Origin of the sequence: Saccharibacter floricola DSM 15669 (assembly GCF_000378165.1) — a bacterium.
Classification (GTDB): domain Bacteria; phylum Pseudomonadota; class Alphaproteobacteria; order Acetobacterales; family Acetobacteraceae; genus Saccharibacter; species Saccharibacter floricola.
Genome location: NZ_KB899334.1, coordinates 24,858 through 46,431, shown reverse-complemented (window position 1 = coordinate 46,431; position 21,574 = coordinate 24,858). Strand labels below are relative to the sequence as shown.

Below are 21,574 nucleotides of genomic sequence, written 5' to 3'. Positions count from 1 at the left end.
GGAAAATTTATTCCGGATTTTTCAGGCGGTCTCTGTACATTTTACGTGCTTTTGCCACTTTAGGAGCGACAACAGCTGCACAATACGCTGTCTCAGGGTTGCGTGCAAAATAGTCGCTATGTTTTTCCTCAGCTTTCCAGAAAGTAACAGGCCCTTCAATCGCCGTGACGAGCGGAGCGCCCCAGATATTTTCTTTTTCTATAGCTGCTTTGACATCGTGAGCAACAGCCTGCTGCTGGGCATCACCAAAAATAACAGAGCGATACTGCGTCCCCTCGTCATTCCCTTGGCGATTCAGTTGCGTGGGGTCATGTGTGGTGAAAAAGACCCGGAGGATGTCGGCCAATCCAATAATGTCTGGGTCAAACGTGACACGCACCACCTCTGCATGACCTGTAGTATCCGTGCAGACCTGCTCATAAGATGGATCTGACGTATGTCCACCCGCATAGCCTGGCTCTGTTGAGAGAATGCCTTTTAGGCCATTAAAAATAGCCTCAACACACCAAAAGCATCCTCCACCGAGAAGAATTGTGTCTTTTTCTGCCATAGATGGCCTCCTAATCTTACACGTCATCCAAGTATCGTTACATATGAGCCCTACGGGCTTCTCTCGCTAGGGGGAGAAGAAGGTGTTTTCATATCTTTCAATTTTCACAAAGAACGTTTATTATTATTTCTCAGAAAACAGTTCTACTATCACCCTATTCGAGGTTTTTATGCCGGCTTATCGTTCTCGCACCAGCACTCATGGTCGCAATATGGCCGGGGCACGTGCCCTTTGGCGGGCGACGGGAGTCGCCGATGGAGATTTCGGTAAGCCCATTATTGCCATCGCTAATTCCTACACGCAGTTTGTGCCCGGCCATGTGCATTTGAAAGATATGGGCCAGCTCGTGGCTTCCGCCATTGAGGAAGCAGGAGGGATTGCACGTGAGTTTAACACGATCGCTGTCGATGATGGCATCGCAATGGGTCATGGAGGAATGTTGTATTCTCTCCCCTCGCGTGAGCTGATTGCTGATTCTGTCGAGTATATGGCCAACGCCCACTGTGCCGACGCGCTGGTTTGTATCAGTAACTGTGATAAAATTACGCCGGGCATGCTTATGGCCTCATTGCGCCTTAACATTCCTACGATCTTTGTTTCTGGCGGGCCGATGGAGGCTGGCCGTACGGATATGGATGGGGTTGAACGCGCCACTGATCTTGTAACCTCTATGGTTATGGCAGCAGACGACCGCGTTAGTGATGAGCAGTCAGAGCTTGTTGAGCGTTCTGCCTGCCCAACATGCGGCTCCTGTTCAGGTATGTTTACGGCGAACTCAATGAACTGTTTAACCGAAGCATTGGGGCTGTCTCTGCCAGGTAATGGCTCTCTCGTTGCGACACATGCAGATCGGCGTAATCTTTTCCTAGAAGCTGGTCGTCTTAGTGTTTCCTTGGCTAAACGCTGGTATGAACAGGATGATGACACAGCACTTCCTCGAGGTATTGCCACCCGTGAGGCCTTTCATAACGCCATGACGCTTGATATCGCGATGGGTGGCTCAACCAACACGGTATTACATTTATTAGCCGCAGCGCGTGAAGCTGAGGTTGATTTTCATATGAGCGATATTGACCAGCTGTCGCGTCGTGTTCCAAACCTTTGTAAGGTCTCACCCGCAAAAGCCGACGTACATATGGAAGACGTGCATCGTGCAGGGGGAATTCCCGCTATTTTAGGTGAGCTGGATCGTTCAGGACTACTACAAACTGACGTTCCAACCGTTCATAGTGCAACATTGGCTACGTCTCTCAAAAAATGGGACATTATACATCAACAACCAGAAGCTTTAGCGCTCTTTAGTGCGGCTCCCGGTGGTGTGCGAACTGTGGAGGCTTTCTCACAAAAAAGCCTCTATAAAGAGCTTGATCAAGACCGAGAAAATGGCGTTGTGCGATCCCGCGATCATGCCTTTTCCCAAGATGGTGGGCTTGCTGTTCTGTATGGCAATCTTGCGGAAGATGGCGCTATCGTCAAAACGGCAGGCGTGGCAGATCATATCCTTACCTTCACGGGCAGAGCGCGCGTTTTTGATAGTCAGGACAGCGCCGTCAATGCCATTTTGAATAAAGAAATCGTACCTGGCGATGTGGTGGTCATTCGTTATGAAGGGCCTAAAGGCGGCCCTGGTATGCAAGAAATGCTTTATCCAACAAGCTACCTTAAATCCATGGGTTTAGGGGAAAGTTGTGCTCTGATCACAGATGGTCGCTTTTCAGGTGGGAGCTCTGGCCTATCGGTGGGTCACATCTCACCAGAAGCAGCTGAAGGTGGTCTTATCGGACTGATCGAAGAAGGCGATGTAATTGAAATCGACATCCCTGCCCGCCGCCTTCACCTGGCTTTAAGTGATGAAGCACTTCAAGCACGCCGTGATGCGATGACTGCAAAAGGCGAGCATGCTTGGAAGCCTCAACGTACACGCTCTGTTTCTAAGGCCCTGCAGGCCTACGGTGCGATGACAACGAGTGCCGCGCACGGCGCTGTGCGTGACCTTTCACAAATTATCGTAAAAAAGCGTTCTTAATATAAGACAGGTAAGGATCTTCCTATTGGGTGATCCTTACTTTTTTTCTAGATCGAATGTATTTTAAAGTATTTAAATATAGATCTACCTATTGAATAATCTTTAAAAGAAATGACTCATACGACATCGTTTATACCGTTGATTACGTTATTCTTCCGATGAAAATTGATACGGAGGGTTTAAAGGAAGTTCACTTTTCGTATCGGCTTTTACGATAGATTCTTATTTCGGCGTATACTTCTAAGTGAATGATAATCACTCTTAGAATAAGAGAGGAAACTACCAAAGAATGATGTCTTTTAAACTTCTACTTGATGAAAGGATTGATGTGGATGCGTTGAGAAGATCTCTTGTTTACTACATTGGTAATAGGAAAAGAAAAGATTTTTTTTGGGATTGGCTAGGCTAATCGTGTCAGGTTTATCTCAATCAAAAATTATGAATTCTTTACCAAAGCACTACTTATTTTCTTTAATAGAAAAAATATCTCAAGCCTATATCCTGATCACCACTCACCAAGAAAGAAGGTATATTGTTCTCTATGAGGAAAGGACTTTTTCAAGACAAAGTCCTTTCCGTTTTTCAGAGAATGTTGAAACCTACCGTCAGATGATCAATCTAACCGTCCCAGAGCAGCCTGCTGCCGTGTAAGGTCATGCTCAAAATGAGCTAAACGATCACGATTTTCTTGCACCACTTCAGGCTTCGCGCGTGCAACGAAATTTTCATTACCCAGCTTTTTCTCAACCTTTCCAATTTCCGTCTCAAGACGAGAAATTTCCTTACGCAAACGTGCCCGTTCTGCATCAAGGTCAATTAATCCTTCTAGAGGCAGGAAGATGGTTGCTTCGTCTAGAATAATCTGGGCCGCAACGCGTGGACCATCTTCAGACAACGCCTTTACTTCCGAAGCACGAGCCATACGACTGATAGCCTCTTCCCAACGCTGGGCACGCTCGATGGTTTCAGGCTTTGCATCACGGAACCAAAGCGGTGCTTTTTGAGATGGTGGAATCTGCATTTCAGAACGGACAGTTCGCACTTCTGTAATCAGACGAACAAGCCAGTTCACTTCCTCCGCTGCTTCTTGAGCTTGCGAAACCTGCGGCACTTGTGGCCAAGATTGAGCCATGAAGTCCCCTTCATATCCAAGCTTCTGCCATAGCGTCGCCGTGACAAAAGGCGTAACGGGCTGCATCATTCTCAAAATAATGCCGAGCACATATGCACTAACGGCTTTAAGCTCTTCCGTCTCAGTCCCACTTGTATTGAATACAGGCTTAGCGAATTCAACGAACCAATCGCAGAAAATATTCCACACAAATTGATAGCAGCAGCGTGCATAATCATCAAAGCGTGATGCTTCTAATGCCGCATTCGCACTATCCGTTGCTTTGCGTGCTTCTTCAATGATCCAACGTGACAACGTGCTCTGAACCGCTGTTGGGTCAAAATTAGCAACAGGCGCTGCGCCATTCATTTGTAGAAAGCGCGATGCATTCCAAAGCTTCGTGACAAAGGAGCGATGCTCTTCCACTCGGCCACGTCCAAGCTTAATATCACGTCCAGGCCCTGCCCCTGCACAAATCGCCAGCCGCGTTGCGTCGGCACCAAATTCGGCAATGAGGTCAAGGGGGTCAATGCCGTTGCCGCGTGATTTGGACATTTTCTGTCCCTTTTCATCACGCACCAAACCATGGATTAATACTTTATGGAACGGAACTTCACCCATGAAATGGAGCCCCATCATCATCATCCGAGAGACCCAGAAAAAGATAATATCGAAACCCGTTACCAGCATACTGGTAGGGTAATAACGCTTTAAGGCTTCTGTATCATCTGGCCAACCTAGCGTAGAAAAAGGCCATAAAGCCGAGCTAAACCACGTATCAAGAACGTCTTCCTCTTGGGTTAAGGTGACATCTGGCCCAGCTTGCTTGCGCGCATCTTCTTCTGTTTCTGCCACATAGGTCTCATTGTCAGAACCATACCAAGCCGGGATGCGATGTCCCCACCAAAGCTGACGGCTAATGCACCAAGGTTGCAGATCACGCATCCACGAAAAGAAGGTATTTTCCCACTGACGAGGTTCAAAAACGATTTTGTCTTTTTCAACAGCTTCAATAGCGGGCCCTGCAAGTTTAGGCGCATCACAATACCATTGTAGCGTCAGACGCGGTTCAACAATAGCGCCCCCGCGGTCTGCTGTAGGGACTTGCAGCTTATGGGGTTCAATCTTTTCAAGCCATTCAAGACGTTCAAGCTCGGCTACAATCTTCTTGCGTGCTTCATCGCGATGCACACCAGCTAGTGACTGCACGAAAGAGGTGTCTGCCACCCCATCAATATTTTCTAAGGAATCAGCAATTTCATCCAGCCAAATATGAGCGCTCTCATCTAAGACTGTTGGAGCTGGCAGTTTATGCCGTTTCCCAACCTCAAAGTCGTTGAAATCATGGGCCGGTGTGATCTTAACCGCACCTGTTCCTTTTTCTGGATCAGAATGTTCATCCGCAACGATGGGAATTTTTCGTCCTGTCAGCGGGAGCACAACCTTCTGACCAATCATATCACGATAGCGGTCGTCCTCAGGGGATACGGCTACGGCAACATCACCAAGCATGGTTTCCGGACGTGTTGTCGCTACCGTAATGGTTCGTCCATCCTCTAAAGGATAGCGAATATACCACATCGACCCTTTGGTTTCTTTGTTTTCCACTTCAAGGTCTGAAATCGCTGAACGGAAAACAGGATCCCAATTGACTAAGCGACGATCTCGATAAATCAGACCTTCTTTGTGAAGTTGTACAAAAACTTTTCGTACCGCCTTAGAAAGCCCATCATCCATCGTAAAACGTTCACGCGACCAATCAGCTGACGCCCCTAATGTACGTAACTGACGAATGATCGTGCCACCATATTCTTTTTTCCACTCCCACACACGGTCAACAAATCCGGGACGTCCAAGTGCTGTTCGGCTAATACCTTCCTTATCAAGCGCACGCTCGACCACCATTTGTGTAGCAATACCAGCGTGATCTGTTCCAGGCTGCCATAAAACATTGGCACCTTGCTGGCGTTTCCATCGTATCAAAATATCTTGCAGCGTAAAATTCAACGCATGCCCAAGATGCAACGTGCCTGTTACATTGGGAGGAGGAAACATAATGGAAAATGCTTCCCCTTCTTTTTCGGGGTGCGCTTTAAAAACGCCACTTTCTTCCCATTGACGGTATAAGGTTTCCTCATACGCCGCTGGAAGGAAGGTTTTTTCCAATGAAGAGTTAGACAAAGAGGCAGTTTCGTGCTGTTCGGACATGGTTTTCCGGATCATGAAAAAATGTGACAGTGAACGTGCTTATATCACCGGAACGCCAATAAGCCGAGAGCAAACAGCGTAAATCTCTTAACGTCCGGGCTGATTAACAGCGTAATCGCTGATACCCCACAAACGATTTTTAACGGCATTATAATAGGCTTTCTCGTCATAAAGCGGAACAGGAAGCTTCAGATCAATAGCGGTTAAACGCCCAATGGCTGCAGCAATATTGTAAGAGCTGTTCACAAGGGTCGCAATATTTTGGATAAGCGCTTCCTGTGCAAGCAAAAGGGTCTGTTGCTGCTGGAGAACTTCCAGCGTACTTGCCGTCCCAACAAGGGCTTGGCGTTCGACACCGGCTAATGCTGCAATATCTGCAGATACAGCGACGCGACTGCTTTTTAAAGTCTCTTGGGCCGCCAACATATTTTGCCAATTTGCAGAGGCTTGTTGCAGAGCTTGCCTACGCTGCACATCGACTTCATGATGAGCGCCTTCGGCCGTTTGGCGTGCTTGGCGGATCCCCGCATATTCACCCCCTCCCTGGTATATGGGAACCTGCATAGCAAGTTGGGCTGTTTTACTATCTTGGTTAGTCGCACCATCCCCGTAGTTTCGCGTGTTTTGATAACCCAATGTTGCCGTTATTTTGGGCATAATAAGTGACATCTGCACAGAAATATTATTTTTCTGCTGGGCTTCCGTAAATAATGCTCCAACAACACTTGGATTATTATGAACTGCCATGGCTACAGCTTCGCGCTCATTATGGACAGGTAAGTTAAGTGGTTGTGGAGGAACAAGATCAGAAGCCGCAGGCACTCCGACAACCTGTAGATATGCAGCCTGAGCCTCCTTCAACGTCCCTTCTGACTGCTGCCGTTGTGCTGAAGCAGAAGCCAAAGCCCCTTGGGCCTGAGCAACATCAGTACGACTAATTTCACCCAACCGAAAACGTCGGTTAGCTGTTTCTACCTGCTGACGCAAAACGCGTTCATTGTTCATACTGGCTTGTAGAAGTTGTTCATCTTCCACAACATTGACATATGCATTAACCACGCCAAGAAGAACTTGCTGTTCAACAAAAATCAGATGTGCTCTCTCAGCACGAATTTGGTTTTTAGCGACACGGATGTTTGCAACCGTTCTCCCGCCTTGGTAAATCGGCTGAGTAATTGTAACGCCGCCACTATATCCTGAATTGTTATATGTTTGAGCTGTCGGAATTTTTGTAGAACGACCACCAATATTAACATCTTGTGTCGTGGCGGAATTTCCTTTCATGGCCGATAGGCCAAAGGTTCCTTGTATTGTTGGATGCCACCCAGCCACAGCTGCGGGCATCTGCTCATCCACCGCACGCAGCTGAGCCCGTTCCTCCCGTAACTGGGGATTAGTTAGATAAGCACTTGCCATCGCCTCGCGTAATGTATGAGGAAGAAAATTGGGAGAGCCTTTCCCATCATATTTTTGAGCATCAGCAGCTTGCCATGATAGAGATGAACACACTCCAATCCCAACCGTGGCTCGCATCATCCAGCCTGTCTTTAACGTGTAAAAATGATCTGTGCTCATTCCAGTGATTTGCCCAATGCTCTACGTCATGAGATGTTAGCGTGCTGAGAGATGATAACTTTTTTATGCGTGAAAGAAAATGTTTTCCCTAATAGCTCATGCCCTATTGACGTAAGGAAACTAAAAAAGTAAGAAACCCAAGCGTTCTCATCGAGGTCCGGTGGCAGAATGGCGATGTAGCGGACTGCAAATCCGCGTATGTGGGTTCGATTCCCGCCCGGACCTCCAGAGTGCACAAAAAATGGCAAAATTTAGCCGTTTTTGGTAGAATGTTTTACTATAAAACCAAATGTTTTACTTTTTAATTCTAGCTAACCCCTCCCGTGCTAGTCGTTCTTGATCTGCTGCGATGGTGTATCGTGCGACCTCCGATAGAGTCGCGTGTCCTGTGATTGCAGCGATTTGATGCGTTGAGCATCCTGCTTCAGCTAACCTGCGGGCTGCTGCTTTGCGCAAGCCGTGAGGACTTAATCCTTCTGGTAAGCCCGCTTTCCTTCTCCATTCTTTGAAGCGCTCATAAAATCCCTTTGGGCTAAATGGCTTGTCTTGCGCGGTTATGAGGAAGGCGGCTCCTGTTGAGGCATTTTCAAGTTCAGCGGCTAAACATGGATGAACGGGGATTAATAGTCTTTTCCCGGTTTTATGTTGCTGTAACGCGATAAGGTCATCTCTGCGGTTAGTTGAGCTCATACGTACCACGTCACCTGTTCTTTGCCCGGTATAAAGTAACAGAGCCAACGCTAAGCGTGGCTGTGAACCACTTGGCCATGCCTGCTCAAATTGTGCAATATGTGCTTCAGACCATGTTTCTTGCCCTTCTCCTTTTTCTTTGCGCCTTTTAACCTCACGGGCTGGATTACGTTCGCACCAACCATACTCAACAGCGTAATCAAACAGAATACGAAACTGTTTGAGCCAACTATTGGCAGCAGCTGGTCTGTCGCCCAGACGGTCAAGAAAACGACGAATATGAACTGGCCCAAAATCAGAAACAAGATACTGGGCATAATCTTGCTCTTGCATACGTAATAGAATGCGACCGTATGTCTTACGTGTTTCCTCAGCTAATTCAAGGTATCGCGATGTTGATTGCCATTTTTCAATAAGCCATGCTAGCGTTTTAGGAGAGTTCACGAAAGGACGTTCTACTTTTTCCCCCATTGCCTTTGCATAGGCCTGAAAGAAGCCATCATCTAAAATGTCTGGCAGCCGGATATGTTGAGATGCACCGGGGCGGCGTAAATAATACCGATACCGCCCAGAGCGATCCTTAATCCGTCTTACGTAACGCATCCGAACCGACTTCATAGAAGGTTATCCAATGGGTTTGTGGGCTTGCCGGTATCATGGGAGGACCTCCCCGCTAGAGCGTTGAGATAGTCTTGCAAGCTCGTTGTGAGATAGGCTTTTCTAGCCCCGATTTTGATAGCCGCAACGTGTGGGGCAATGTGCTTCTTGAACGATGACGTATCTAGATTCCCACAAAAGAAAGCCGCCTGATTTTCATCCATAGCGGCCGGAGGAAACGGGTAGCTGTTCTTAGCCATTCTCTCCCTCCTGATCTGCGTATTCCTCCAAAGCTGAGACAAGAACGAGCACGTCGCCGACTACTGGTTCGCCCCAAAGCTCTTCTGCCCGAGTGTCTAACGACGGCTGGTGCCAGCCGTTGACGTAGTAATACATACGTCCATCAGCAGGCTTTCGAGCCTTCACATGTCCATAGCGATGTGGTTCCGAGGCTGTTGGGAACTTAGCAGGGTAGCGGACACCATATCGAAACTCCGGCATAGCTAATGCCTCACGGAACGGAACCCATTCGCGACGTTGGTTCCAGCGTTGTGCAGCCCACGCACGATCTGGCAACGGCTCATCTGGGCCGGTTGCATGACACGTCGTGCAATAGAAGTAATGTCCATCACACCCAAGTTCACGGCTCCCACAGAACGGGCACGGCCTTAACTTGTCACTCATTCCGATCCCTCCTGCCTCTCACGCCAGACCACATGCCTACAGCTCAAACAGTAAACGGCGGCCACAACAATCCTATCTCCAGCATCACGAAGCCACTCAAGCGTATTGTCTTTATTCAGTTCGTCCCCGCAGAACTGGCACGATTTTAGCGTGTTAGTCATGGCCGTTCCTTTGTCCACACCGGGGGAGCCAGCAATTAAGAAGCTCGCCTGTGTCTCGTGATGTGTGGTCGTAAAATCCCCAGATGTCATGGTAAAAACTCACCATATCAAAGGACAGGAGGCGCTCTAGGCGAAAGGGGCTGCTTTCATTTGCTTGGGCGGCTGCGATAGACACCCGAACTTGTCTATATTCTTCTTCGCTGCGATTGAGCGGATCGCGTTCATCAGCATCAAATTCTCTGAGACGCTGTATAATTTTTTCGATGATCGCTTTATCGGATTCTGTGTTGTCAAAAGATACTTCAAACATAAGACATCTTTCTACTGGTGCATTAATGCATATTTTGGGATGAGGTGACACAGATTGTGTCACTTCTAAAAAAGCGCAGAAAACTGCTCTTGATTGTGGTATCCACTTCCCATCACAACCCCCTCTTAATTTTACGCAACAAGCGAGCGACGAGGCCGCATAAGAGCACCGGCCACATGAACGAAGCGACAACGCGGGTTTCTGTTGGCACGTAGCTGCGCTCTGGCTGTGTTAGCTCGAACACGGCCCATAGTGTCGCGCCGATGAGGCCGTAGAGTGCTGCGGCTAGGCAGAAGATGAGGAAGAGGCTCATGCTGGCATCTCCTCATCTATTGCCTCAAAACGAGCCAAAGCCTCGGAAACGGCACTCTCAACTTGCTCGGACAGCTTCGGGCGGTTGGACTTCAACCATTCACGCCGCTTCTTGAACACCTCCTCACTGGTGAGGTTCTGAAGGGCTTCTACCGTGACAGCATCTTGAACCGCTTCGACCATTCCACGGGTTATCATCAGGTTCTTATCTTCTGGAGGCCTGTCAGTTCCTGTCTCAGCCCAATTTTTCAAGCGACTTCCCTGCTCTGCGATAATGCGCTTCCCTTCCGGGAATATGGCCTGTAACTCATGATTGAGTTTGCGAGGCAGGTCATAACGGGGCTGTCCGGGAGTTTCCGGGTGCATGGTCATCGAGCCAGACAGCTCAAACATGAAAGATTTTTCGCAAATCGGTTGAAATCCCATTTGCTTGATCTCATTACGTTCCCGGCCTGTCTGAGGGTTCATCACCTTCTCGAACTTGATCTTTTCTTGTGCCCGTAGGCAGAAAATCAAGTGGGTTCTGGTCTGGATCAGCCGTGCCATCATGCGCTTGTGCTGCTGCTTGGGCTTTTTCCAGCTTGGGGCCGTCATAGCTTCGACTTTCCACTGTTGGATATTGCCATTGCGGTCAGTCGCCGCAGCTAGAGCAGCTTCCTCAGCCATATCAGAGCAGCCGCCCTCACCATCCCACTCATGGCTCATGCTGTCGATCACGATCACTGTTGCACCAGCCTCCTCAGCCGCACGAATGGCCGCAATGTAGCGCATCGGCTCGAAAGGAGGCTGAAAGTCCAGATGAAGAAAGTCGAATGTCCCCTTAGCAGGGGCTGCTTTCTCTCCGGGGCGGGGCGCATAATGGAGGGCACGCCCTGCTTCTGTATCAATTACAGCAATCTTGCCATTCTTGCCCTTAATGCCTTCTGCCAATGTCAAAGCTGAGAATGTCTTTCCTGAACCAGAAGCTCCGGCGATGCCAAATAAAAGACCAATTTTCTCTCTTACGGCGGGTTTAATGGTAAAGCTCATGCTACAGCTCCAAATTCTGCTAAAATATCGTCTCTAAGCTCTTGATCTTCTTGCTCACGCAGCAGCCAAGCCGGGGCTTCCACATGCGCCATATGCGCGTAACCGGGCCATCTATTCGTTTTCATGCACTCGCTCCACAGATGAATAGCGCGTGTGACGTTTTCATCAGCAACATGCATCAAGCTTTGCGCAGGCGTAAAAACAGACACGGCATAGGGCGCATACATTTCCACGACGACGAACCGCATAGGTTGAGGCGTCACACCTCGGAGTGCTTTCAAGCCGCGAGCATAAAATCGGTCTTGTGTGCGATAGTCACTGACCAGCGAGCTGCTCCATTCATGAGGACTTGCGCTTTTTGTCGTGCCTTTGAGGTCAAACAATGGGGCTCTTGGATTATCTGGCAGAAAATCCACCATGCCACGACACCAAACATCGCTGCTCTTCCACGCAATCGTCGCTTCCGCTTGTCCATGGCCGAATAATTCAGAACAGTCTTCGCGTTGTTGAAGTTGATCTCTAGCGGCTTCAGCACAGGCAAAAATTTCGTCAAAGTTCTTCTCTAAAAGGACAATCTTTCCTTCTGCATAGGCACAATCGCGGGCCTCTTTAGCTTCTTTTGTCCGGCAGTTATCGAATGGAAGAACGGCAATATCCGCTCCTTTCTCTAAGATCAGACGATGTAAGGCAGAACCTTTTTCCATAGCTAAACTTGGTGCGCCTGATGCACGATGAGGGTTTAAGCGTGGATGCTGGAAATGGGCATGAAGAGGGCTCTGCTTTAAAAGCACCTTTGCAATCGAATTAGACAGGCTTGGCTCTGGGCATGGATCAGCATGATACTGCTCATTACTGAGATCATAGATGCCTGGTTGTGTAATCAGAGACTTCATACCCGCGCCTCCTGCATGGGCAATTCGCCACCGAGCATGACAATCTCATTCTCAATATTCGGCACGAGCCTCATGGTTCGGTCTGCTTCCGCGACTTGGCCACGGCCTCGGTAGCGTCCGGCTTCTTCGTAAGCGCGGGTCCAGAGGCCGTATTGCTGGTCAAGTTCTCTGTCGCGCACATTAGACACAGCTTTCCTGTTTGCGTGTTTCAGCATCTCAAAAATCCTCGGTTTTACTTGGGGTGGTTAGTAGGTTGAATCTTCTATAAGGCGCTCTTGAAGAAAGAGGTCGGCAAGTTTCACGCTCAGTTCTTCTTTTTTCTTTCTAAGTTCACTCGCACAAAGACCGCTTTTCTCGCTTCTATTTATATTCATGTCCACAAGAGAGATTTCATTAAGGATACAATCACTCTCCTTGAGCGTTGTGACCGTTATGGTGCGAACGACTGTTTCGATAATGAAGCTCTTATGGCACGATGTGCAGTCCCATTTCGCTCCCTCATCTGCCTCATTTAGCTCACCATCACCCTCGTTCTCATAGGAGCAATGAGGGCAGACAATCTTTCCTTCATGCTCTTGCCTGTAGCTCATCACCCCAGCACCCTCTCGTCTTGATTGAGCTTGCGTGCGACATCTTGGCCTTGGCGTAAACGGTCAAGTGGATCGGGCATGTAGGGCATGTAATGCTGAACAACGGTCTCAACGCCGTATTCTAGTTCGTTAAACGCTTCTTGTTCAGCGCCACGACTTGCAGCAGCCATACGCCCTGCCCACTGAGAGAGACGTTGAGCAAAAGAAAGGATCGTCTCGTCTCTAAGAGTACGTGGTTCAGCACTCTCAATCTGTTCAAAGACGCCCTGCTGTGGCTGCGCTACTGCGTGCAGATGGATCATTGCGCGGCCTCCTCTTTGGAGGGAAGCCTATCAGCGCAAACAGTGCCGACCCTGTAAACAGAATCCACGCCATAATGTTCGTCTAAATACCGACGTGCTTTTAGCGTCTTCTCTCCTTGGGCAATAGCTTTCTCCAAGCATTCAACAGCACCCGGCTGTACGCTAGTGTGATCCAGATTATTGAGACATTTTTGTAAAGTGGCGTTCTGCTCTTCAATCTCTGATGCTGTGTTTCTTCCAAGCACAGACTGATTGCCATTGAGAGCCCAGTCCTTCAAAAATTCCGGGGGGTTCCAGTCTAAAGTTTGTGCCATCTTACCCTCCTCCTACGGCCCAACGTGGGACGTTTCGTTCGGTATGAGGGTATAATGGGACACATCCCACAATATCGCAAGCAAAAAATTGGGATTTATCACATTTTGTGAGATTTATCCCCTTACCTATCTTCTTAAAATGCTATAAATCAATAACTTATGGTCGCTTTAAGTATACATGCCTTGCTTCCTCAAACATAGAAAGGAAGCATTTGATGTGCGAAAATAACAGTAAGAAATCAGACAGCTCTACGATCAGCAATGGCTTCAAAAAGACCGATCAAATGCTCTCTCTGATTAGGAACGAGGGAGCGCCAGAGGTCAACGATAGCAATCTCCTCTTCCGTATACAAAGACTGACTAGGAGATTTAAAGCTATCAACAGAGCTTCTCACTTGCGAAGCATTGACGGTGGAAAGACCGACTAGCTCTTCTATTGAGCACCCTAAGACTTGAGCTAAACGCCCGATGCTAAACACATCTGGGCGTTTAGATTTACCTTTAAGGATGTCTCGAACATAGGTCTCCTTTAGATCAGCTTCTAAGGCTAATCTTTTTTGTCCTATGCCCTTTTCTTCCATGCGGCGGGTAATTTCGCGGATCAGATGTTCATTAGTCATAGTGGGAAATATCCCACTAAAATAAAAGCAAAACAATTGAGACAGATCCCAAATTTATCTTGAATGGTGGGATAAATCCCATTACTGTCAATCTATGACTTACAAATCGAAACTCTTATCCCGCATCGAGCAGTTTGTCATTGAGGCGGGAATATCAGAAAGCACGTTCGGTTTTAGAGCGGTGAATGATGGGAAATTCGTGAAGCGTCTTCGACGAGGCGGCAGAATGTACCGCGACACGGAAGAAAGGGTGCTGGAATACATCACTCATAATTCCCGCTCTAATCACCCCACCCCCACACAACACCAGAAGGAGACACGGGTATGAGTAGCAATGAAGCAAGGCAGCTCCCATCCTTTATCCGATCAAAGGAGAGCTTAAAGCTGGCCGTTGAGTTTTTAGGAAAGAGCCCCGGAGAACAGGCGGCAGAACGCGCTGTGAAGGCTGCCGCCTTATTCGATGCTTATTTATCGGGGCGTATATGCTTTTCCGTTCACGACCGCAGTAGCCTCCTTCACGGCTTCTCGAACCTGATCCGCGCTCGCATTGAAGTTCGTAGCGTCTCTGGGGTCAATAACGACCCTACTGTCCCCGCCACTTCCAGTAAATTTAGTCAAAGCCAAGGCTCTAGCGACAGTCCAGATCAGGTCTTCTCTGGTCATACCGGACATTCATCTTCCCCTAGTTCAGCTTCAAAAGATGCCCGCACGGACTCGACCTCCGAAGCAGGCAACGAAACCGTAGCACAAGACACCCAAGCGAAGCGTCCCCACGACGATACGCTCTCTGAGCAGGAGCGTTGCGATCGGATTAATCTTGCTGTTCAAACGGACATTCGTAAATACCGTGAGAAAAGGCTTACCAGCCCAACCGATGAGGAATTGCAGAAATGGGGATGCCCTAAGCTGCTTGATCCGCGTGCTCGGATGTTTATTTGTCAGCTACCCGATGAAGACCTTCGGACGATCAGACGCCATGCAATGCCGGGATGGCTTGCTGGTCTTCTCTCTCAGATTGCCGATGAAGAGATTGAACGCCGCACCGGTGAAGATGAGGCATCGTCATGAGCCGCACTATCCCCACACAATGGACGACCATTGCCTACTTTAGTGACTGCGATGGGCGGTTTGTTCCCGCTCCCGGCGCTGTCTGCACAGAAAGCCAAGCGGCCCTCTCCGATGACGTGCGTACCCGCACTATTCGCGTGCGCGGTCGTGAGGAACTGCAAGTGCGGAGGGTTCGGTAATGGCAGGCTCCGTTAACAAGGTCATCCTCGTCGGTCGATTGGGCCGTGATCCAGAGGTGCGTAACACGCAGTCAGGGGCAAAGATCGTTCAGCTCTCTATCGCTACCAGCGAGAGCTGGACGGATAAGCACACCGGCGAACGTCGCGAACGCACCGAATGGCATAAGGTCGTGATCTGGAACGAGCACACCGCTGGTGTGGCCGAACGCTTCTTACGCAAAGGAAGCAATGTTTATCTCGAAGGCGAGCTTCAGACACGCAAATGGACAGATAAGCAAGGTGTGGAGCGTTACACGACAGAGGTCGTGATTAGCCGCTTCCGTGGTGATTTTGAGATGCTCGACAGCAAGTCTGACCACGCGTCTTCCCAGCAGAAACAGCCCGCTCAAAGCCAGTCCTACGGTTCTCAGCGCTCCATGTCTGACGTGGATGCAAGCCAAGACCCACTCGACGACGAAATACCATTTTAGAGGCACATTATGACAGATACACACACAACAGGCGGCATTGCCGCTGATCGTCTGCGCTCCATCATTGAACGCGTCGAACGCCTTGAAGAAGAGCGTAAAGCTCTGGGGTCGGACATTCGCGACCTCTTCACAGAAGCCAAGTCAGCAGGCTTTGATGTGAAGGTTGTTAAAGAGCTGCTCAGGCTCCGCAAGCGAGAGCCTGCTGAGGTGGAAGAGCAAGAGACGCTGCTCGACATCTACCTTAAAGCGTTGGGGATGTAAGGGTGTTTTTTTGGGAACCCATGATGTGCCTAGTCGTGAACTATGTCCGGCTTCGCCATCGTAACCGCCGCTTGCAAGATAAAGTGACAGCCTTGCTCGCTAATCAAAGCCTGCAAGAAAGTACAACGCGACTTCTCGCTACTGAGAATGGCCAGCTTCGCAAGAAAATTGGGCGCCTAGAAAAGCGCTGTCGTAACCGTCGGGGAATGTTCATCGCTCAAGGCGCGACAGCACGGGAGAACAGTTTAGCGACCTCTCCCGTGCCCTCCACACACCAGTGAAGAAAGGTAGAATAGCATGGTACATATTCAACAGGAACCAGAGGCTGATCTTGCGTGGGCGGAAGAAAACCCGCGCTGGAAGAAAACGATCTAATGACCCGTCGTTATCTTGCCATTGATCCGGGGGCTGGCGGTGCGCTGGCCCTCTTCTCTGCGAGCGGGGACTTGGTGCGTGTGGTGGATATGCCCACGATCACGGTCAAAGAAGCGGGTAAAAATCGACGGCATATTAACACGTCGCACCTTGCACGCCTCATTGAGGATGATTCCCCCTGCCACATCTTCATTGAAAAGGTCGGGGCTCGCCCGGGTGAAGGAACGGTATCGTCCTTTTCATTTGGTCGGGCTTTCGGGGTGCTTGAAGGGATTGCAGCCTCTCGCGCTATTCCAACGTCGTTTATCCTTCCCCGCCTATGGAAGCGCGGCACTCAAACCCCAGCAGATAAGAACGGGGCACGTCAACGAGCCTGTCAGCTCTTCCCTTCCCATGCCGCCTCTTTTGCTCGCGTGAAAGATGACGGACGAGCTGAGGCGGCCTTACTGGGCTTCTACGGCCTTCACACCCACCAAGTCGTGCCATGTCATGAGGTGTCCTTATGAGCATCCAAGCCATTAACTGGGCGCTCGAACAGCCGGGCAGCCCCACTCAAAAGCACGTCCTGCTCGTGCTCGCTAATTACGCCAATGAGAGCGGTGAGAGCTTCCCGTCGACAGACACGCTCTGTGCCGCAACAGGGCTCTCTAATCGTTGCGTTAGGCAGGCGCGTTATGACCTCATTGAGGCAGGACTGATAGAAAAATCGACGACGTATACGAGAAACGGCGTTCGTTTGGTTATGGCAGGAGATGCCGTCAATGTGGCAGCTCTTTCCTCCAAAGTGGCACCTGATGCCAGAAAAGAGGCAGCTCCTGCCACATCCGAAAAAGTGGCACCTGCTGCCTCCTATGTGGCAGCTCCTGCCTCCAAAGTGGCAGCAGATGCCGCTCCACATAACCACCATTTAACCACCAATAACCATCATACCCCCTATAGTCCCCCCAAGGCCTCAAAGCCACGTCCAAAACCGAAGCAGGAATTTGCTTTACCCGATTGGGTGCCTGTCGAGGCGTGGAACGGCTGGCTGGAGATGCGGCGGTCGATGAAGAAACCCGCCACGGTTCGAGCGATGGAGATCGCCGTCAAGCGGCTGGCCGCGTTCAAAGCTCAAGGCCACGATCCAAGCGACATCTTGGAAACCTCAACGCTCAACAACTGGCAGGGGCTCTTTGCGCCCAAAAGTCAGCGCCCTCATGGCCAGCAGGCTGCGCCCCGAATGAGCGAAAGCGAACGCAACCGCAACATCATTTTTGAGGAGATGCGCGCTCAATACCGCAGCCAAGACCACGCCAACAGCGAGAGGATTATCTTCCAATGAGCACTGCCAGCCTCACCCACATCACCCTCCCACGGCGCACTATCAGCGCCGCCCTCAGCGAAGCCCTGCATTCCCGACGCTGGGAGCGTTTTGCCGACTTGACCATTCGCGGCAAACGCACCGCTAAAACGCCAGCGCTGCACGAGGAAGCCGTGCGCCTTCTAGCGGTTTTGGATGCTGAAGCGTTAACAGCGCCGCCTCTTGAGGTGCGTCAAAAGCTGATCGCGCAATTCGACCAAACACTTGGGGCTCTGGTGGCCAACCCACGCGATCCAGAGAAACGAGAAGCATGGCGGCTTGCTGTGGAAGCTATCACCGAGGACGTTCCCGCTGGGGCGTGGACGGCTGAATTCCGCCGAGACGCGCTACGGTCGTTCAAGTTCATGCCAACCCCAGCAGAATTCTACGAGCTGCTCGACAAACACGTTCAAGCGCTGCGCAACAAACGCGCCACCCTTTGGCTATTCGTCAATGAGCCTATTCGTGAGCCCGAAAAGCCCCGCACCCCACCAACCGAAGAACAGAAGCGCCATGTGAACGCGATAGTCGCAAACCTCTTCCCCACCCAACGAGAGAAACGCCATGCGTGACGATATGGTCCACGGCCAGCACCCAGACCATGCCGTGAGAGGCACGAGGATAAGCGAGGAGTGTGATGAAATGTTCCTCACGTCAGATCATACTGACAAAGAAGAAAAAGGCATGAGCGACGCTCTGCATCGGTGCTTTGGGGGAGATGTGTGATGCGTTCTGAGTTCGCAAAGATGGTGCGCGACATCCGCATCGCCCACGATGATCGGCTGCTGGATGCAGCTCGTAAGCTGGATACAAAGGCCGCCGTGATCTCCCGTATGGAGCGTGGAGGGCATGAAGTCTCTGATAAGATAGTTGAAAGATTCATTGACGCTTATGGCCTCAACGAAAATGCAGACAGCATCAGAAAAGCTGCGTCTACGCATAACAACGAGGTGAGAAAGAACTATCCTACGCTCCAAGAGCTGATGCTTCTGACGCCGGGAGCCATGCAACAATATTTGGCTTCTGAAGGATGGGAACGGCTGGCGCCTTACGGTGATTATTCCGCTCTCTATGGGCACTTTCACTATGGAGAACTCATTGTGCCGACTGACGGCACTGTTCCCGGCTATCCGCGCGACATGGCCGAAAAGGTCAGGCTTCTGTCTTACCGGAAAGACCGCACCCCTCGACAGATTTACCAAGACATCCTCCAATCTGCTCCTGAGTCTACGTCCTCCAAGAAAACCTCTTATAGCCGCGTGGCTCATGATTGGTATGTAGAGCCAGAACATGCCACGGATCGGCTCCTTGCTGTGGAAAAGCCCTTCTCTGGAACGATCTTAGATCCCTGTTGCGGGCAAGGGAACATCCTTCGGGCCTGCGAGCGCGCCGGGATTAAAGCCGTCGGAAGCGACGTTGTTGACCGTGGCATCGGGGCGCGTGTTGAGGATTTCAGCGCGGCCATTCCCGATCTCAAGCCAACCTCGATCATCTCTAACCCGCCCTTTAATCAGGCGGAAGAGTTCGTAAAAACAGCCCTAGATCATGCGCAAGACCGCGTGTGCCTTTTCCTCCGCGCTGCCTTCCTTGAAGGAATCAAGCGGTCGGAATGGCTCAAGCAAACACCCCCTGCCCGTGTATGGCATTTCCCTGATCGGATTAGTTGCGTCCCAGGGCATTTGCTCGGTCAAAAACAAAAACATAGCGGCACCACAGCCTATGCGTGGGTGGTGTGGGAACGCGGCCATTGCGGCTCATACGCTGGCTCCTGGCTCCCTGAAAAGAAAAAAGAACGGAGTGCCTCATGAGCAAAGCCGCCGCCTATGCCCTCTCCGATGGGCCAACCACAGAACGCACACTCAAGCCAGACTACGAAGCGGTCGGCATGGGAAAGCGCAAACGCCGCGTGAAAGCCCGCACCGTGCAAACACTGCACGAAAGCGGCGACATCAGCGGGGAGGCCGTCACCGCCGCGAACCGTTGGTTGGAGGATTATATCTTCTTCAAAGGGGGCTATGCCGATTATCTCAAAGAGCCGCTCGACCGGGACTATATCCCCGGCAACGTCCACACCTTCGCTGTTGCGCGCGGTAAAGCGGCCGCTCGGATTGCTGAGGTGCGTGAAGCGCTTGGATCGTGCTCGCACCACAGGTTAGAAATGTTGCTGGTCGAGGGCATGAGCTTCTCGGCCATTGGGAAGCAGTTGTGGCCTCATAAGAGCCAGTCAGACGCCTCTAAATGCGCTCGCTCTCAATGTGTTTTGCTCCTAGAACAGCTCGCTAATTTCTATGTTGAAAAGCACAAAAAAGAAGCCCGTGAAAAAAGGACTTGTACGTATAGCATAAACGTGAGATGATATTGGCATAGTCGGAAGTCGTGCATCTAATCGGGTGTGCGGCTTTTGGCGTTTATAGGCTGGATGCAACCTAGAGGAGAAGATATGACCGATAAACAGGATAATGACTTCCTCCTCTGGGTGTCCGAACAACAGCGGCAAATGGCTGAGACTATCGCTAAAGAACAAATGGGTGTCTATGAGCGTATTCGTTCACGCCTCGCCATGTTCTTACCCGTTCTCACGACAACAACTCTTGCCGCGACTGGCGGGGCAATGGCTGGAAAGTTTTATTCTCCTGCCTGCGCTATATTAGCGGCTGGTTATTCCATAACGTCTCTCTGTTGCTGGCGTGGGCTTTATACGAACTACGCTCTGCAAAGCACGTTGATAAGCCCTGATTACATTAGAGAGATCGCCAATTACGTTACGAAATTCCCCAATCCCCAAGCTGAAACCAACGTCCTTATTGCTTCCTATATTGACAATAAGGTTGTCGAGAATGGGAAAGCCATTTGGTCTGATAGACGCTGGCTTCAGCGTGTTTTTTGGGGGACCCTCCTAACGCCAGCTCTATCCTTTATCGGAGGACTGATGTGGCTGGGGTGGCGCAAACTCTGCTGAATCCCCGATAAACCCACCGCGTCTAGCTGTATTAGGTTGCTGAGCTATCGTGTTGAAGTGCGTCATGTTGCTACTTGTTGACGACTGGGACGGCGGTGTAGAATTCGTTTTATCGTCTGCCATAAAGACTCCTTTCTGTTGTTACCTTACTTTACGGTAGATGATTTATCGCCGTGTATCTACTGCGGCTTAGGGAGGTTTAACCTCCCTTTTTTGTCTCTCTTTACACAAGAAAACACCATGCCCTACCCCACGTCCCAACCTGGCCGCAGGCTGAGGCGCGGGAGAGTTGTGTCTACACGCGGCGGCCTCTGTGTTGTGCTCAAGCGTGAGCGCGAACGCGTAGCACTCGTGCCGATCCGACGCGGGCCTGCCAACACTCACCGAGCTGATGTCCACCCGTCTTGGATGGATGCTTGCACGCTCGGTCTGTCCGCTCGTGATGTGATCCGGTGCCGCCCATTCATGCTGCCTCACCATGTCGTCTATCCTCTTCCCTCAACCGTTCCCTCCACCCTCATGACCCGCGTTTGGGCCGCTGCCTGTAAGGAAGTGCGGACACAGGCGCGGGAAGATGCCTATCCCCAACGGAGAACATTATGAGCCAGCAGACGTTACACAACGCCCTCTCTGACGATGTTCTGCGTGCCATGCTGAACGAGATCGCAGATGGTTACACGCTTAACACCGTCTGTTCTGGACGCGAGGGGCGCCCAACAATCGGGGACTTTCTGCGCCTTATAAACGAAGATAAAGAAAAGAAACTTCTCTTTGTTGATGCCTTGAACATCTCGTGCTGGGTTTTGTCGGATGAAATCCGCGCCCTTGAGGCAGAGACAACACCTGAAAATGCTGCTGCTCACAGAGTTCGGTTCGAGATGCTGCGTTTTGAAATCATGCACCGCGAGAGCGCATCTCTCACCACCTATCGTAGAGGGGGAGACTAATGAG

29 protein-coding genes and 1 tRNA gene are annotated in these 21,574 nt (G+C 50.4%); 15 read left to right on the top strand and 15 right to left on the bottom strand.

Annotated features, from left to right (window positions below; genetic code table 11):
- Nucleotides 1-7 precede the first annotated feature (7 nt).
- Nucleotides 8-550, bottom strand: coding sequence for a peptide-methionine (S)-S-oxide reductase MsrA (gene msrA / locus F457_RS0102110; RefSeq protein WP_018979478.1), 543 nt, complete (start codon nt 548-550; stop codon nt 8-10).
- A gap of 169 nt (nt 551-719) precedes the next feature.
- Between msrA and ilvD the strand changes: the two genes are divergently transcribed.
- On the top strand, nt 720-2,576 hold the full coding sequence (gene ilvD / locus F457_RS0102105; RefSeq protein ID WP_018979477.1) for a dihydroxy-acid dehydratase: 1,857 nt from the start codon (nt 720-722) through the stop codon (nt 2,574-2,576).
- A gap of 613 nt (nt 2,577-3,189) precedes the next feature.
- Here ilvD and F457_RS0102095 read toward each other — a convergent pair.
- Nucleotides 3,190-5,895 (bottom strand): valine--tRNA ligase, encoded by a 2,706-nt coding sequence (locus F457_RS0102095; RefSeq protein WP_018979475.1) that lies wholly within the window; start codon nt 5,893-5,895, stop codon nt 3,190-3,192.
- Nucleotides 5,896-5,982: 87 nt separating this feature from the next.
- On the bottom strand, nt 5,983-7,428 hold the full coding sequence (locus F457_RS0102090) for a TolC family outer membrane protein (RefSeq protein ID WP_026294091.1): 1,446 nt from the start codon (nt 7,426-7,428) through the stop codon (nt 5,983-5,985).
- Nucleotides 7,429-7,624: 196 nt separating this feature from the next.
- Between F457_RS0102090 and F457_RS0102085 the strand changes: the two genes are divergently transcribed.
- Nucleotides 7,625-7,698: transfer RNA gene (locus tag F457_RS0102085), tRNA-Cys, on the top strand.
- A gap of 66 nt (nt 7,699-7,764) precedes the next feature.
- Here the strand turns inward: F457_RS0102085 and F457_RS0102080 are convergent.
- The 12 genes from F457_RS0102080 to F457_RS0102020 all read right to left on the bottom strand — a co-directional run bounded on the left by F457_RS0102080 (nt 7,765) and on the right by F457_RS0102020 (nt 13,972).
- Entirely contained in the window at nt 7,765-8,778 is a 1,014-nt protein-coding gene (locus F457_RS0102080; protein WP_018979473.1) for a tyrosine-type recombinase/integrase, read from the bottom strand.
- Entirely contained in the window at nt 8,775-9,017 is a 243-nt protein-coding gene (locus F457_RS0102075; protein ID WP_018979472.1) for a hypothetical protein, read from the bottom strand. The genes F457_RS0102080 and F457_RS0102075 overlap by 4 nt, the downstream gene beginning before the upstream one ends.
- The gene (locus F457_RS0102070; RefSeq protein WP_018979471.1) at nt 9,010-9,441 is read right to left on the bottom strand and encodes a hypothetical protein; all 432 of its coding nucleotides are present in this window, start codon (nt 9,439-9,441) and stop codon (nt 9,010-9,012) included. Before F457_RS0102070 ends, F457_RS0102075 begins: the two co-directional genes overlap by 8 nt.
- A 153-nt stretch (nt 9,442-9,594) precedes the next feature.
- Nucleotides 9,595-9,912 carry a DUF6874 family protein gene (locus F457_RS0102060; RefSeq protein WP_018979469.1) on the bottom strand — a complete coding sequence of 106 codons (318 nt, stop codon included), beginning with the start codon at nt 9,910-9,912 and terminating at the stop codon, nt 9,595-9,597.
- 112 nt (nt 9,913-10,024) lie between these two features.
- The gene (locus F457_RS0102055; protein WP_018979468.1) at nt 10,025-10,225 is read right to left on the bottom strand and encodes a hypothetical protein; all 201 of its coding nucleotides are present in this window, start codon (nt 10,223-10,225) and stop codon (nt 10,025-10,027) included.
- Nucleotides 10,222-11,253 (bottom strand): AAA family ATPase, encoded by a 1,032-nt coding sequence (locus tag F457_RS0102050; protein ID WP_018979467.1) that lies wholly within the window; start codon nt 11,251-11,253, stop codon nt 10,222-10,224. The genes F457_RS0102055 and F457_RS0102050 overlap by 4 nt, the downstream gene beginning before the upstream one ends.
- Nucleotides 11,250-12,146 (bottom strand): PD-(D/E)XK nuclease-like domain-containing protein, encoded by an 897-nt coding sequence (locus F457_RS0102045; RefSeq protein ID WP_018979466.1) that lies wholly within the window; start codon nt 12,144-12,146, stop codon nt 11,250-11,252. Before F457_RS0102045 ends, F457_RS0102050 begins: the two co-directional genes overlap by 4 nt.
- Nucleotides 12,143-12,361 carry a hypothetical protein gene (locus F457_RS0102040; protein ID WP_018979465.1) on the bottom strand — a complete coding sequence of 73 codons (219 nt, stop codon included), beginning with the start codon at nt 12,359-12,361 and terminating at the stop codon, nt 12,143-12,145. The genes F457_RS0102045 and F457_RS0102040 overlap by 4 nt, the downstream gene beginning before the upstream one ends.
- A gap of 30 nt (nt 12,362-12,391) precedes the next feature.
- Nucleotides 12,392-12,736 carry a hypothetical protein gene (locus F457_RS0102035; RefSeq protein WP_018979464.1) on the bottom strand — a complete coding sequence of 115 codons (345 nt, stop codon included), beginning with the start codon at nt 12,734-12,736 and terminating at the stop codon, nt 12,392-12,394.
- Nucleotides 12,736-13,038, bottom strand: coding sequence for a hypothetical protein (locus tag F457_RS0102030; RefSeq protein WP_018979463.1), 303 nt, complete (start codon nt 13,036-13,038; stop codon nt 12,736-12,738). The genes F457_RS0102035 and F457_RS0102030 overlap by 1 nt, the downstream gene beginning before the upstream one ends.
- Nucleotides 13,035-13,352, bottom strand: coding sequence for a hypothetical protein (locus F457_RS0102025; protein ID WP_018979462.1), 318 nt, complete (start codon nt 13,350-13,352; stop codon nt 13,035-13,037). The genes F457_RS0102030 and F457_RS0102025 overlap by 4 nt, the downstream gene beginning before the upstream one ends.
- A 239-nt stretch (nt 13,353-13,591) precedes the next feature.
- The gene (locus F457_RS0102020; protein WP_018979461.1) at nt 13,592-13,972 is read right to left on the bottom strand and encodes a helix-turn-helix domain-containing protein; all 381 of its coding nucleotides are present in this window, start codon (nt 13,970-13,972) and stop codon (nt 13,592-13,594) included.
- A 324-nt stretch (nt 13,973-14,296) separates the two neighbouring features.
- On the opposite strand from F457_RS0102020, the gene F457_RS0102010 reads away from it, so the two are divergent.
- The 13 genes from F457_RS0102010 to F457_RS0101945 all read left to right on the top strand — a co-directional run bounded on the left by F457_RS0102010 (nt 14,297) and on the right by F457_RS0101945 (nt 21,570).
- Nucleotides 14,297-15,040, top strand: a complete 744-nt coding sequence (locus tag F457_RS0102010; protein ID WP_018979460.1) for a hypothetical protein — start codon at nt 14,297-14,299, stop codon at nt 15,038-15,040.
- Entirely contained in the window at nt 15,037-15,219 is a 183-nt protein-coding gene (locus tag F457_RS0102005; RefSeq protein ID WP_018979459.1) for a hypothetical protein, read from the top strand. The genes F457_RS0102010 and F457_RS0102005 overlap by 4 nt, the downstream gene beginning before the upstream one ends.
- The gene (gene ssb / locus F457_RS0102000) at nt 15,219-15,689 is read left to right on the top strand and encodes a single-stranded DNA-binding protein (protein WP_018979458.1); all 471 of its coding nucleotides are present in this window, start codon (nt 15,219-15,221) and stop codon (nt 15,687-15,689) included. The genes F457_RS0102005 and ssb overlap by 1 nt, the downstream gene beginning before the upstream one ends.
- Before the next feature lie 9 nt (nt 15,690-15,698).
- A complete protein-coding gene (locus F457_RS0101995) occupies nt 15,699-15,950 on the top strand; it encodes a DUF2312 domain-containing protein (RefSeq protein WP_018979457.1) in 252 nt (83 codons plus the stop codon).
- 20 nt (nt 15,951-15,970) lie between these two features.
- Nucleotides 15,971-16,231 (top strand): hypothetical protein, encoded by a 261-nt coding sequence (locus tag F457_RS0101990; RefSeq protein ID WP_018979456.1) that lies wholly within the window; start codon nt 15,971-15,973, stop codon nt 16,229-16,231.
- 93 nt (nt 16,232-16,324) lie between these two features.
- Entirely contained in the window at nt 16,325-16,831 is a 507-nt protein-coding gene (locus F457_RS0101985) for a RuvC family protein (RefSeq protein ID WP_018979455.1), read from the top strand.
- Nucleotides 16,828-17,646 carry a helix-turn-helix domain-containing protein gene (locus tag F457_RS0101980; protein WP_018979454.1) on the top strand — a complete coding sequence of 273 codons (819 nt, stop codon included), beginning with the start codon at nt 16,828-16,830 and terminating at the stop codon, nt 17,644-17,646. The genes F457_RS0101985 and F457_RS0101980 overlap by 4 nt, the downstream gene beginning before the upstream one ends.
- Entirely contained in the window at nt 17,643-18,236 is a 594-nt protein-coding gene (locus tag F457_RS0101975; RefSeq protein WP_018979453.1) for a type 2 periplasmic-binding domain-containing protein, read from the top strand. The genes F457_RS0101980 and F457_RS0101975 overlap by 4 nt, the downstream gene beginning before the upstream one ends.
- Before the next feature lie 153 nt (nt 18,237-18,389).
- A complete protein-coding gene (locus F457_RS13485; RefSeq protein WP_018979451.1) occupies nt 18,390-19,472 on the top strand; it encodes a helix-turn-helix domain-containing protein in 1,083 nt (360 codons plus the stop codon).
- A complete protein-coding gene (locus F457_RS0101960) occupies nt 19,469-20,020 on the top strand; it encodes a hypothetical protein (RefSeq protein WP_018979450.1) in 552 nt (183 codons plus the stop codon). The genes F457_RS13485 and F457_RS0101960 overlap by 4 nt, the downstream gene beginning before the upstream one ends.
- Nucleotides 20,021-20,104: 84 nt before the next feature.
- Nucleotides 20,105-20,623, top strand: coding sequence for a hypothetical protein (locus F457_RS0101955; protein WP_018979449.1), 519 nt, complete (start codon nt 20,105-20,107; stop codon nt 20,621-20,623).
- Between the two features lie 291 nt (nt 20,624-20,914).
- Nucleotides 20,915-21,226 (top strand): hypothetical protein, encoded by a 312-nt coding sequence (locus F457_RS0101950; protein ID WP_018979448.1) that lies wholly within the window; start codon nt 20,915-20,917, stop codon nt 21,224-21,226.
- Nucleotides 21,223-21,570, top strand: a complete 348-nt coding sequence (locus tag F457_RS0101945; RefSeq protein ID WP_018979447.1) for a hypothetical protein — start codon at nt 21,223-21,225, stop codon at nt 21,568-21,570. Before F457_RS0101950 ends, F457_RS0101945 begins: the two co-directional genes overlap by 4 nt.
- The last annotated feature ends 4 nt before the right edge of the window (nt 21,571-21,574 follow it).